The organism is Pseudomonas sp. F007, assembly GCF_057814275.1.
In genome coordinates, this window is sequence record NZ_JBVATA010000002.1 from 213535 (window position 1) to 226690 (window position 13156).

The 13156-nt window shown below is 61.7% G+C and carries 8 protein-coding genes; 6 read left to right on the forward strand and 2 right to left on the reverse strand.

What is annotated here, in order from left to right:
* Positions 1–50: 50 nt before the first annotated feature.
* The 6 genes from ACZYR5_RS05130 (at position 51) to ACZYR5_RS05155 (ending at position 7285) form a co-directional block, all read left to right on the forward strand.
* Complete coding sequence (locus ACZYR5_RS05130; protein ID WP_489088883.1) at positions 51–1535, forward strand: MBOAT family O-acyltransferase; 1485 nt, start codon at positions 51–53, stop codon at positions 1533–1535.
* 12 nt (positions 1536–1547) lie between these two features.
* The gene (locus tag ACZYR5_RS05135) at positions 1548–2717 is read left to right on the forward strand and encodes an alginate O-acetyltransferase (RefSeq protein ID WP_489088882.1); all 1170 of its coding nucleotides are present in this window, start codon (positions 1548–1550) and stop codon (positions 2715–2717) included.
* A gap of 10 nt (positions 2718–2727) precedes the next feature.
* On the forward strand, positions 2728–3375 hold the full coding sequence (locus ACZYR5_RS05140) for an alginate O-acetyltransferase AlgF (protein ID WP_489088881.1): 648 nt from the start codon (positions 2728–2730) through the stop codon (positions 3373–3375).
* A gap of 9 nt (positions 3376–3384) precedes the next feature.
* The gene (locus ACZYR5_RS05145; protein ID WP_489088880.1) at positions 3385–4491 is read left to right on the forward strand and encodes a mannuronate-specific alginate lyase; all 1107 of its coding nucleotides are present in this window, start codon (positions 3385–3387) and stop codon (positions 4489–4491) included.
* 92 nt (positions 4492–4583) lie between these two features.
* On the forward strand, positions 4584–6041 hold the full coding sequence (locus ACZYR5_RS05150; protein WP_489088879.1) for a mannose-1-phosphate guanylyltransferase/mannose-6-phosphate isomerase: 1458 nt from the start codon (positions 4584–4586) through the stop codon (positions 6039–6041).
* Positions 6042–6463: 422 nt separating this feature from the next.
* Positions 6464–7285, forward strand: coding sequence for a MinD/ParA family protein (locus ACZYR5_RS05155; RefSeq protein ID WP_489088878.1), 822 nt, complete (start codon positions 6464–6466; stop codon positions 7283–7285).
* Between the two features lie 68 nt (positions 7286–7353).
* On the opposite strand, the gene ACZYR5_RS05160 is transcribed toward ACZYR5_RS05155, so the two are convergent.
* Together ACZYR5_RS05160 and ACZYR5_RS05165 are read right to left on the reverse strand one after the other, a co-directional pair.
* On the reverse strand, positions 7354–8352 hold the full coding sequence (locus ACZYR5_RS05160) for an AraC family transcriptional regulator (protein ID WP_489088877.1): 999 nt from the start codon (positions 8350–8352) through the stop codon (positions 7354–7356).
* A gap of 98 nt (positions 8353–8450) precedes the next feature.
* Entirely contained in the window at positions 8451–13088 is a 4638-nt protein-coding gene (locus ACZYR5_RS05165) for a hypothetical protein (protein ID WP_489088876.1), read from the reverse strand.
* Between the last annotated feature and the right edge of the window lie 68 nt (positions 13089–13156).

The following is a 13156-nucleotide window of genomic DNA, read 5'->3' on the forward strand; positions in this document are numbered from 1 at the left end:
CGCGTGGGCTCCTCAGGGCAACGATGATCATTCAAAAGGAGATTGAGGGCGTGGTTTTTTCTTCCAACGTGTTCCTGTTCCTGTTCCTGCCGATTTTCCTCGGCTTGTATTACCTGGTCGGAACGCGCCATCGAAACCTGCTGTTGCTGGTCGCCAGCTACATCTTTTATGCCTGGTGGCGCATCGACTTCCTGGCGCTGTTCGCTGTGGTAACCGTGTTCAACTACTGGATCGGCCTGCGCATCGGGACGGCCGGCGTGCGCACGAAAACGGCGCAGAAATGGCTGCTCCTTGGCGTGGCGGTGGACCTCGGTGTCCTCGGCTACTTCAAGTACGCCAATTTCGGCGTCGACAGCCTCAACGCCATCATTACCTCGTTCGGCATGGAGCCCTTCGTGCTCACGCACATCCTGCTGCCGATCGGGATCTCTTTCTACATTTTCGAGTCCATCAGCTACATCATCGACGTCTACCGCGGCGACACCCCGGCCACCCACAACCTGGTGGACTTCGCCGCCTTTGTGGCGATCTTTCCGCACCTGATTGCCGGCCCGGTCCTGCGTTTTCGCGACCTGGTGGACCAGTTCAACCACCGTACCCACACTGTGGACAAGTTCGCCGAGGGCTGCACGCGCTTCATGCAAGGCTTCATCAAGAAAGTCTTCATCGCCGACAGCATCGCGCCCATTGCCGACCATTGCTTCGCGCTTTCCGACCCCACCACGGGCGACGCCTGGCTTGGCGCACTGGCCTATACCGCACAACTGTACTTCGACTTTTCCGGCTACAGCGACATGGCCATCGGCCTGGGCCTGATGATGGGCTTTCGCTTCATGGAAAACTTCAAGCAGCCGTACATCAGCCAGTCCATTACCGAGTTCTGGCGGCGCTGGCACATCAGCCTCTCCACCTGGCTGCGCGACTACCTGTACATCAGCCTGGGCGGCAACCGCGGCAGCACCTTCCAGACTTACCGCAACCTGTTCCTGACCATGCTGTTGGGCGGTCTGTGGCATGGCGCCAACTTCACCTACATCCTCTGGGGCGCCTGGCATGGCGCCTGGCTGGCCATTGAGCGCGCCATGGGGGTGAACGCTGCGCCTCGGGTGCTCAACCCGCTGAAGTGGGCCTTCACCTTCCTGCTGGTGGTGATCGGCTGGGTGATCTTCCGCGCCGAAAACCTCGACGTGGCCTGGCGCATGTACGCGGCCATGTTCAGCTTCGCCGACTGGCAGCTCTCCGAACTCAACCGCGCTCAGCTCACCAGCCTGCAGATCGCTGCCCTGGTGCTGGCCTATGTCGTGCTGGCCCTCTTCGGCCTCCGCCAGTTCTACACCCAGCCGCTGGCCGGCGCTCCCAAGGCCCGCGCCTCCGAGGACGACGGGATCATGCTCGACGCCAGCGGCAGCGCCGCCGTGGCGCGCCTGCGAATCGGCGCCGTGGCCTTTCACGCAGGCGTACTCCTGCTGTTCACCGTCTCGGTGCTCAAGCTCTCGGCGCAGAGCTTCTCGCCCTTCCTGTACTTCCAGTTCTGAGGGGAACCGACTATGAACAGAACGTTGAACCTGCTCTACAGCCTGCTCTTCTGCGGCCTGCTGCTGGTGCTCTGCCTGTGGTCCCTGCGCGCGGTATTCGGCTTCTCCGCAGCCAGTGAAACCAGCGTGCTGGACGGCAAACTGGCGCTGGCCTTCGAGAAGCACTACGACGCCGAGTTCCCGGTCAAGCAACTGGGCACCAACCTGTGGGCAATGGCGGGCTACACGCTTTTTGGTGAAGGCCGCCAGGGCGTGGTCATCGGCCAGGACGACTGGCTCTTCTCGGACGAGGAGTTCAAGCCGGCGAGCAAGCCCGATCAGTTGCAGGACAACTGGCGGTTGGTGAACGCGGTACGGGCGGAATTCGAGCGTCGTGGGGTGACGCTGGTGCTGGCGCTCCTGCCAGCCAAGGCTCGACTCTATCCGGAGTATCTGGATGACGAGCGACCCGCGCTGGCTCAGCAGAGCCTGTACCCGAAGGCCCTCGACATGATGCGCCAGGCCGGGTTGAACGGGCCGGATCTGTTGCCTGCCCTGCAACAGGCGAAGGCGCAGGAGCCGGTGTTCCTGCGTACCGATAGCCACTGGACCCCCTTCGGTGCAGAGGTCGTGGCCAGGAGTCTGGCGGAGCATCTGGCGCGGCAGGGTATCTGGCAGCGTGGCGAGCAGACCTTCGTCACCGAGGCTGTCGCCAGCCGCGAGCACAAAGGCGACCTGCAGAGCTTCCTGCCCCTGGAACCGTACTTCGCCGACCTGCAACCACCGGCCGAGCCCCTGCACCCGCGTCTGACCCGGGCCGCCGAGGCACAGGCGCAGAACGCCGAGGATGCGCTGTTCGCCGACGCCCAGCCGACGATCGCGCTGGTCGGGACCAGCTACAGCGCCAACCCGAACTGGAACTTCGCCGGTGCCCTGAAACAGGCGCTGGGCAGCGACCTGCTCAATTACGCGCAAGAGGGCAAAGGCCCACTGGTGCCCATGCTGAACCTGCTGCAGCAGGGGGATAAAGAGCTCGCCGGAGTGCGCCTGGTGATCTGGGAGTTCCCCGAGCGCTATCTGATGCTACCCAGCGATCTTTCCGGATTCGACGCGGCCTGGCTCGCCCGGCTGCACAACGGCAAGGAACCGGCAATCCGCGCGCTGCACACCGCCACCTCCATTGAGCCCATCCTGCAATTCTAGGAGCACCTGTATGTCACTTTTTTCCGCGATGTCCCGCACCCTGGGCCTGGGTAGCCTGCTGATTGGCCTTTTCGCCCCGTACGCAATGGCTGATGAAGCAGCGCTCTATGGCCCGGCGGCACCGTACGGCTCGGCCTTCGTGCGCGGCTACAACGCCGCAAACAGCAGTTTCGACGCCAACCTCGGCCCTGTCCGTATCAATGATCTGGGCGCCAAGGGCAGCAGCGATTTTGCCTTCCTGCCGGCCGGCCAATACACCGCCAGCGCAGAGGGCAAGAACCTGCCGGTGAAGCTCGATGCCGAGCGCTACTACACACTGGTGCAGATGCCGGATGGGGCGCTGGAACTGGTGGAGGAACCGCCGTTCAAGAATCGCCAGAAGTCCCTGCTGCGCCTGCAGAATCTGTCCAACACCGCCTTGTCGATCAAAACCGCCGACGGTCGTACCGAGGTCATCAGTGCGGTGTCGGCGAACGCCCGTGGCGACCGCGAGATCAACCCGGTCAAGGTGCGCCTGACGCTGTTCGCCGGTGACCGCAAGATCCGTGACCTCGACCCACTGGTGCTGGAGCGCGGGGAAGTGGTCAGCCTGTTCGTCACCGGTTCCGCCGACAACCTGTCGCCGGCCTGGGTCAAGCGTCCGGTCGCGGTCAACTGAGGAATGGCTATGAAACCCTGGCTGATCTGTTCGCGGATGGCGCTAACCGGCCTGGCCCTGGTGCTGGCCGCCGGCTGCAGCAAGCCCCTGGAACGCAGCGCCGGCGCCAGCCTGGTGCCGCCCAGCGGCTTCTACCTGGCCGCCCCGTCCCCCAAGGACAATGTGCCGGCGTGTCCCGAGGCCCCCGCGCCTTATTCGGGTGACTTGCTGTTTCCGAGCAAGTACGAAGGTTCGGACTCGGCCAGGGACAAGCTCAACCCGCAGGCCGCCGCGCGCTACAAGCGGTTGACCGGCGATGTGCGCACGCTGGAAAGCGGCGTGAGCAAACTGGTCGGCAAGTACCTCGAGGACGGTCGTCAGGAATACGCCGACTGCGCCCTGAACTGGTTGAACACCTGGGCCGAAGCCGACGCACTGCTCAGCCAGACCTACAACCACACCGGCAAGTCGGTGCGCAAATGGGCGCTGGGCAGCCTGGCGGGTGCCTATCTGCGGCTGCAGTTCGCCGGCTCCGAACCCTTGCGTGGGCATGAGGCCGAGGCTCGCGCCATCGAGCAGTGGTTCGCCCGGCTCGCCGACCAGGTGGTGCATGACTGGAACGAGCAACCGCTTGAGCGCCGCAACAACCACCAGTACTGGGCGGCCTGGGCGGTGATGGCAAGTGCCGTGGTGCTCGACCGCCAGGACCTGTTCGACTGGGCGGTCGAGCAGTACCGCCAGGGTGTGGGGCAGGTCGACGCCGAGGGCTACCTGCCGCGGGAGCTGTCTCGTCACACCCGGGCGCTGGCCTACCACAACTACAGCCTGGGGCCGCTGATGATGATCGCGGCATTCGCCGAGGCCAATGGGCTGGATCTGCGTGGCGACAACGGCGGCGCCCTGCAGCGGCTTGCCCAGCGGGTCGAAAAAGGCGTGCACAACCCGCGCCTGTTCGAGGCCCGGACCGGCTACCCGCAGGAGCTTGAGGATATGCAGGAGGACGGCAAGTTCGCCTGGCTGGAGCCCTACTGTGCGCTTTACCGCTGCTCGGCCGAGACCGACGCCTGGCGGCGCTCCCTGGAGCCCCTGGAGACCTATCGGCTAGGAGGGGATCTCACTCAGTTGTTCAATCCTTGATCGCATCGACGCATTCACTCTCCCGGTAGTCCGAGGCAGGGCCTCGGCGGGGACAAGTATTAATGAAATGGAACTTTAATGAGGCTTCTCCCATGATTCCGGTAATCCTTTCTGGTGGTAATGGATCGCGCTTGTGGCCCCTTTCGCGCAAGCAATACCCCAAGCAGTTCCTCGCCCTGACCGGCGAGCTTTCGCTGTTCCAGCAGACCCTGCAACGCCTGGCCTTCGAAGGTATGCAGAGCCCGCTGATCGTGTGCAACCTCGAGCACCGCTTTATCGTCAATGAGCAACTGGAGCGGATCGGCGTCCAGGGGCACTCGACACTGCTCGAACCCTTTGGCCGCAATACCGCGCCGGCGGTAGCCATGGCCGCCCTGCAACTGCTGGCCGACGGTCGCGACGAACTGATGCTGGTACTGCCGGCTGACCACGTGATCGAGGACGAGCAGGCGCTGCGCGAGGCACTGGAGGTGGCGCGCGTGGTGGCCGAGGAAGGCGAGATGGTGTTGTTCGGCGTCCCGGTCGAGCGTCCCGAGACTGGCTTTGGCTACATCAAGGCGACCCGCGCAGGTGACGCCGCCAGCATGCATCCCGGCGTCTACCGGGTCAGCCACTTCGTCGAGAAGCCCAATGCAGAACTGGCCCGCGAGCTCGTCCGCACGGGCGGCTATTACTGGAACAGCGGCATGTTCCTGTTCCGTGCCAGCCGTTACCTGGACGAGTTGCTCAAGCATGCGCCGGGCATCTATGACGCCTGTGCGCTGGCCATGGAGCGCAGCCACCGCTTCGGCAATGTCACGACCATCGATACCGGCACCTTCGAGAGCTGCCCGGACGACTCCATCGACTACGCGGTGATGGAGAAGACCACCCGCGCCTGCGTGGTGCCGCTCGCCGCCGGCTGGAACGACGTGGGCAACTGGTCCTCGCTCTGGGACGTGCATGAGAAGGACCCGGCTGGCAACGTGCTCAAGGGCGATGTGATGACCCACAACAGCCGCAACAGCTTCGTCCACAGCAGCAGCAAGCTGGTGGCCCTGGTCGGTGTGGACGATCTGGTGGTCGTGGAAACCAAGGATGCGGTGATGATCGCCCACAAGAATTCGGTTCAGGACGTCAAGGCACTGGTCAACAACCTGAATCTGGAAGGTCGCTCGGAAACCCAGAGCCATTGTGCGGTCTATCGTCCCTGGGGCAGCTACGACTCGGTGGACAACGGTATTCGCCATCAGGTCAAGCGCATCACGGTGAAGCCCGGCGCGCAGTTGTCGCTGCAGATGCACCATCACCGTGCCGAGCACTGGATCGTGGTATCCGGCATCGCCCAGGTGACGTGTGACGACAAGGTGTTCCTGCTTTCCGAAAACCAGTCGACCTACATCCCGATCGCCTCGGTGCACCGCCTGGCCAACCCGGGCAAGATCCCGCTGGAGATCATTGAGGTGCAGTCCGGCAGCTACCTGGGTGAGGATGACATCGAACGCCTGGAGGATGTCTACGGGCGGACCGCCGAGGCGCTGCCGGCACCCAAGCTGGTCGCCGGCGGTTGAGTCAGGACACCCGAACAGCCGATGCACGTCAGGCGCTGCTCAATGCAGCGTCTGAACGCCATTTGGCGCCTCTTGGCACAGTGCCATCACCCTGCGCATAATCAGGGCATGGTCGGGTGTACCGACCCCGTTTCAGTTTTTATATCGATGACAAGGAAGTTTGCCGTTGATGAAAAAGAAATTAATCTCCGCCTTGATTCTGGCCGGTGCGTCAATCTTTACAGTGTTCAACTTTTTCAGCCTGTTTATTTCTGGATATTAGCCGCGCATTCGCCGATCAGGAAGTCTGATTGGCGAGCGCGAACTTATGTACGGTGGTTGTCGCCGAGCAGTCGTTGAAGTGTGTCCTGGAAGACTTGGAGCTTGATGCCTCATGGGTTTGAATTGCTGGTCAGCGTTATATATGGAGTTGAAAATTCAGTATGGACACCGTGCATGCTGTACAAGTTATCGCCATCGCCAGCGGTAAGGGCGGTGTCGGCAAAACGACCGTGGCTGTAAATCTGGCATTGGCGCTGGCAGACCTTGGGCGCCGAGTCGTTTTACTGGATTCAAATCTCGAGTTCCCGAATGTCGACGTCCAATTGGGGCTTGTGCCTCGGTATACGCTGGTCGACCTGATCGAGGGTCGCTGTGAAATGGCCGATACCCTGATGAACGGACCGGGAGGCGTGCGCATCGTCGCATCGGGTCCGGGTGTTCCGAGTATGGTGCGCCTGTCGCCGGCCCAGCATTCAGGCCTGATACAGGCTTTCAGCGAGATAGCAGACAGTTTGGACGTGCTGGTGATCGACACCGCCACGGGTATTGGCGAACCGGTCGTCAGTTTCATTCGAGCCGCCCATGAAGTCCTGATTGTTGTATGCGATGAGCCGACTTCCATCTCCGGTGCTTATGCGTTGATCAAGCTACTTAATCATGAGCACGGGATAAAGTGCTTCAGGGTGTTGGTCAACATGGAGAGTAAGGTTTCCGAAGGTCAGAGTTTGTTTTCCAAACTTGCCAAACTGACTGACCACTTCCTGGATGTTTCCCTGCAGTATGCGGGCGCTATTCCCTTCGATGAATATATTCGGCATGCCGCGCAAACACGGCGGGCAGTTTATGAGAGACATCCGCGAAGCAAGTGCAGCAGCGCCTTTCGGGAAGTTGCGCGCATGGCTGACGCTTGGCCATTGCTGGGCGGACCAAGAGGGCATGTAGAGTTTTTTGTCGAGCGTCTGGTCAGGACCTCAAAAAGGTAACTTTCCTGCTCAGGCGTGTGATCAATCGGACGTTCTCTTGAGCCTTCCTGATGGTCCTCGCACATTGTTCAACCCAGCGGTCGAAACTGACTGGGTGCGACGCCGCTCCAGCGCACAAACGCATGGCGAAAGCTCGCGGTTTCGCTGAAGCCCAGGGCTTCGGCAATCTGATAGATCGGCAGTTGATCCTCGCAGAGCATTTGCTTGGCTTGTTCGAAGCGCAACTCGTCGAGCAGTTCCTGATAGCTGCAGCCCAGGTCCTTGAGGTGCCGGCGCAGGGTGCGCGCCGAACAGTTCATTTGTTCGGCCAGGCCTTCGAGTCCGGGTGCCGCGTTCAGCTGGGCGCTGAGCAACTGGCGGATGCGTCCCAGCCATGCCTGGCGTCCGGTGAACTCGACGTTCTGCTTGCGACAGCGTTCGGCCATGGCCTGGTGGGTAATCACGTCGGCCAGCGGCAAGGATTGATCGAGCCAGCGCCTGTCGAAGGCGAAGGCATTGTTGCGCGCCGCGAAGTGCAGTGGGCAATCGAAATGTTGGGCGTAGGTGGCCTGGTAGTCGGGCGCGGCATGTTCGAAGCGGGCGCCGAGCAAGGGCAGTGGATGCCCGAGCAGGTCGTCGCAGGTCACACGCAACGACACCAGGCAGAACTCGGCGTTGAACACCGCCATCGCCGGGCTCTCGCGGTAATCGGCGGCCACTAGCCAGACACGCTCACCGTCATCTTCCAGGCTCAGCTCGAACAGGGTTCCCAACAGCGCCGGGTAGCGTATGGCCAGGCGCAAGGCGTCACCGAAGGTGGCACAGGTGAGCAGGGCGTAACCGAGCATGCCGTAGCAGGAAACGTGCATGCGCCGCCCCAACTCCAGGCCGATGTCATGCTTGAGCGCGACGGCATTGGCGCAGACCTGCATTTCCTGGTTGGTGGTGATGCGCGTGTCGGCACGCTGCAGATCCGCTGGGCTGATGCCGCTGCCGGCCAACAGGGCGTCGCTGGAAAGACCTTCGGCCCGGAAGGCGTCGAGTACCAGTGAGACGGCATTGAGCGTGGTCAGGTGGGAGTGGAGCATGGGCGATTCCCGTCGAGGTGTGGGCGGGAAGGAGCAAGGAGCGTGCCGTCAACCAACCCCCTCGCCAGGGCGAGGGGATCGAGAGGCAACGCGATGCTTCAACCCGTCTTGAAAAATAGCCGCTTGGCTTGCTCAAGGCCAATCATGCTGCGGTAGTACGCGAGCCGCTCCGTGTCATTCAAGCCTTGGGCGGAGTCTGCGGCTATGCCCAGACGCTGCTCGGCCGGAGTTTTCAGGCGCCCATAAACGAACGACTTTTCCGACACCCACGAGGTGCTGTACAGAAAGTGCGCATACCACAGCACTTGCCCGGTGGTGCGCCGGGTTACGGTGAACTCGTCCAGGTACTGATGCTTGGCGGCCTTGAGGCGACGCCGGTTGACGGTTTTGATGACAGTGATGGCCTTGTTGCGTTCGAGCCATTCGAGGTTCGACGTGGTGGGCGGCAGTTGCAGGCTCATCGCTAGCCGATTGTCGCTGGCTTTCTGGTTGAGTTGCGCTATCGCATCGGTCAGCGCTTTGTTGACGACAGCGGCCGAGCGGGTTGTGCTTTCGGTGGCATTGCTATCGGTCAAGGCTTGTTCGATCGCGTTGCTGGCGTTCTCCAATTGCAGGACATGCTGGTGAAACAGGTATTCAATGCCGCCTGGTGACCGGCCTGGCTGCTTGATGTACTCGTCCATGCGGCGGTTGAAGGCGGCCAGTGCATCGACCAGGTCCTGGCCGGCGTTGAGGCTGGTTTCCAGGTTCGGCGGTGCACCTGGCGCGGTCGGCGTACTGAGGCGCCTGACCCACAGTCCTTCGGCCTTCTGGTGGAAGGTCGCGATGATCTTGTCGGTGAGCGGTGACTTGATATCGACCAGGTCGGTTTCCAGGCCCTGTGCCGTCAGGCGCGGTTCACCGATCAGCACACCGTTGTAGCGGGTCCTGATGAACTGCTTCTTTGCCCGCGGCGATGGCACTGGTAGCGCAGGCCGCGCTCTGGCGATGTCGCGCAGATCGAGCAACTGCACCAGATTGTGCTCCGCTTGCAGGCGCAATGCCTTGAGCTGTTGGCGCAGGTCTGCAACGGAGGTTTCAATCACCTGCTCGGAAAACCGAGTCTTGAAATCCAGAAGACGCTCATCCACCACACTGAATTGCTCAGTCAGGTCATTGAGGCTGTCGATGCGTTCGTCGAGCCGGTTCGAACTGCGCTCCTGGAGGGTGTCCTGCAGGGTTTGCACCAGCATGTCGGCAGAGTCGACGATCTGGTCGATGTTCGACCAGGCCTCGGCCGCCGTGGCGACGGAATGTTCAGGCAGGCACAGGTTGCGCGAGAGCGTCACTTGCAAGGCCTTGAGGTTATCCACTGAATAGGCGGGGAGTGTTTTTCGAGTGTTCTGGATCAGGCGCAGGCCATCTTTTTCGAGGAGCTTGAGTTCGCGAAAACGCGCCTCGACCTGTTCCAGGCGGCCAATCATGTCGTTGTTCATCTCGACCATGGCCCGCGCCTGGGGGATATGGCGATCCTGCCGGACCTCGGCCTGTTGCTCGATTTGATTGAGCGTCGAGCGCAGTTTTGGCGTGTAGGTAATGAGTGTTTCCTGGATGCCGGCGTGGATCAGTTCCAATTGGGCCTTGAGGTAGCCGAGGGACTTCTGCTTGTAGTCTGCCGTGGGTGAAAAGACATGCAGGGACTGGAGCTTGTCCAGCGCCGCTGCATAGTCGGCTCGCTGTGATTCCAGTTGTTGCAGGTAGGCCTTGCGTTTGGCCTGTGCGGTGTCGGGGGTAGCGCTGCTCATGGCCTGTCGGGCCTGTTGCAGCTCGCGCTGTGCGGCGGCCTTGCGGTTCTCGAATGCGGCCAGCTCGCCACGCAGTTCAGTGGCTTTGCGCTCGGCCTTGGCCTCGGCCTTGCTGGTCAGGCTCTTCGATCCACCCCCGCGCAAGCGCAGGCGCACATCGACAACCCACTCATTGCGTACGGTATGGACCAGGGCCGGACCGGTCCGGGCAGGTTGCACAGGGTCGATGATCATGACGCCGCCATTGTCATCGACCGCCACTTCGTACCAGTGCTCGCCTACCGGTGCATACCACCTCTGCTGGTGGGCATAAAGATGCTGGTGGATGCCTTCCTCGGCAGTGGCGGCGCCGAGCCCGGCTGGCCGAGCAATCCTGAACCGCTCCAGTACGGTAGCGAGGCTTTCCCGGGTCTGATTCACCGCGGCGCTGAAGTTGAGTGTTTGCTGTGCATTGGTTGCTTCATGAGCGGCTTCACTGGTGAGTTGCTTGATCACGATATTCGCCGCCGGTTGTTCTGGCTTGGGCACAACCTCGATGGCCGGTGTTTCTGCCGCAGTGCGTCGGCCGGGCCTGCTGCGGGCAGCAATGTGCAGAGTGATTGCCATGCCCAGGTTGAGCAGCAGATCGGCAAAGGCCGCCCATTGCTCGGGCTTGTCGGCGTGCTCCTCGGCTTGCTGCAGCTCTTCGAGTTGATCGAGGATTTGCCAGATCCAGGCGGCAATGCCAACCGTGCGTCCGAGAAACGGCAGGACTGCATTGAACAGGCTCCAGCCGATGTGCTTGAAACTCGCCCAGCGACTTTCGGCGTTCGACACCGATTGGCGGTCAGCCAGTTGTATCAGCGCCTCGGCGTTGGCCTTGAACAGGCTGACCAGCAGGTCACCCTCCAGCGTTTTTTGCCCAAGGCTCATCGGCCCGGTCATTGTGGTGAGGGTGTCGGTTTCCACCAGGAATGTGGTCACCGCCCACGGCGACGGCAGGGTTCCCGGGAACACGAAGTTGGCGTAGTCGCTGCGTACCTCATCCGGCAACCAGGCCAGTACCGACTCGCGCAGACTGCTCGATTGCTGGATGGCATACAGCAGGTTGCTGGTCGAAGGGTACTGGCTCAATGGGTTGTCGAGCATGGGGCGATACAGCAGGCAGGGGCCGGCTGTCGGGTCTTCGGGGCCGATCACGAACATATTGACCACTTCGTCTGCGGCCCCGCTGTCACGGCGCTGGGGAACGAAAGCCAGGGGACGCATGACAATCGTTTGCCCCTCGACGACCCGGTCCCTGGGCTCAGGCGCCATCACGGCGGTCACGTAGCGATAGCCTCGGGCATCGAGTCCGGCCTGTTGGCGAATCTTGCCTTGCAACGCCAGCAGCGGTAGCTGGATCCGCAGGTGCTGGCTGAACTGTTGCTGTCGAGTCCTGACCTGCGGCGAAGCACCGAGCAGCTTGCTTTTGATCAGCGCCGGGTAGCTTTTGCCAATATCAGCCTGGCGCACCAGTCCCTCGATGTAGTCGACGGTCAGCCAGTCGGGCAGGGTCTTGCCGCGGGTGGAGTGCAGGGTCTTGTCGCCGAGGGGCAGCGCGATCAGGTTCTGCAGTGCAAGTTCGACGATGCTGAAACTCAATCGTTCGACTTTGCCCGGAACCACGAACGTTCCCCAGACCACTGTGCTCCTGACCCTCAGCTCGATGAAGTTGAGCGCCGTCTCCAGTGTTGGCTGATCGCGCAATGCACCGGCATGCTCCAGCAGTTTGGCGCCGTGCAACGCGTTCAATTGGCTCAGGGTGTACTCCTGGATGGGCGCGATTCCATCCAGGTAGGACTTGCCGGCGTTCTGACTGTGCAGCACCGCGAGGTCCTTGAGGTGCCGCGAGTAGTTGTTCAGGTCTGAGTCGGTTGCGTCGGCCAGCCAATCGGGCAGGGCGTTCTCGAGCCATTTCAGGTCGGGTGCCTTGTTGTCTGGCGGTGTGTCTATCTTGATCGGCACCGTGGAGGACGCCGTGTTCGCGGTGGTCGGTGCTGGCGTGGAGAAGTCGAATGCACCAATCAACTCGATTTGAGCATCCACCAGAATGCAGGCCTGGTAATCGAATAGGTTGCCGAGGGGCTCGAGCAGTCGCCACTGCAGGTTCTGGTAGTTGAAACCGGCTTTCAAGTGTTTGGGCAGACTGGCACCCAATTGCTCCAGCGTGTCGAAGCGTTGATAGCCGTTGACCACTGATTGGGCGAGGATGACCGTGCGGCCCTGCTGCTTACCGACCATGACGATCATCGACACTTCATTGATGTGCTGCACCTCCTGACCCTCGACCAGGTCGATTGCAATCAGGTAGGCATGGCTGTCGTAGGGGTCGTTGTTCTTGCGGCTGGCAAGATCCGGGGCAAGGTACAAGGTGCGGGCCATCGCGCAATCCTCGCTGCTCCAGCCTTCAGCCTGCTCGACGTTCCAGAAATCTCGCAGGGTTTTCGACAGCGCGTGCCAGCGCGGGCCCGCATCGCGCTCGCTGGCATTCCAATAGGCCAGCTGTTGCTCCTGGTAAGCGGTGAGCATGACCGGTGCCAGTTGGTTCAGCAGCCTGGCGATCTCGTCGATGCGCACCGGCAGGTGCACTTCGGGTTCGGTAATCGGTTGCTGGGCGAGAAAGTGCTCGCCCTCGATGTACATCGCGGGAACGCCATGCACCACTTGGTTGGCGAGGATGTCGGTCAATGCGTGGTAGGTGAAACCGGTATTAATAAGCTGCTCATCGACGAGCTCCCAGGACGGCGAGCCGACCATGGTGATGCTCGGGTCCAGGTCCAGTGTCGGGTACAGCGCCTGCAGATTCTGACGCAACAGGACTGCCGCCACCTCGCGCAGGTCGGGTCCGACGATCATCTGGGTGATCAGCGCATCGAGGAGGTTGGGTTGGAGGAGAGAGGGCTGAGTTGCAGCCAAGGCGGGTGAATTCATCATGCGTCCCTGCAATTCAAAGAAATGGAAGCTGCCGGGGTTCAGGCAGCAGCGTCCATGCTAGGAAT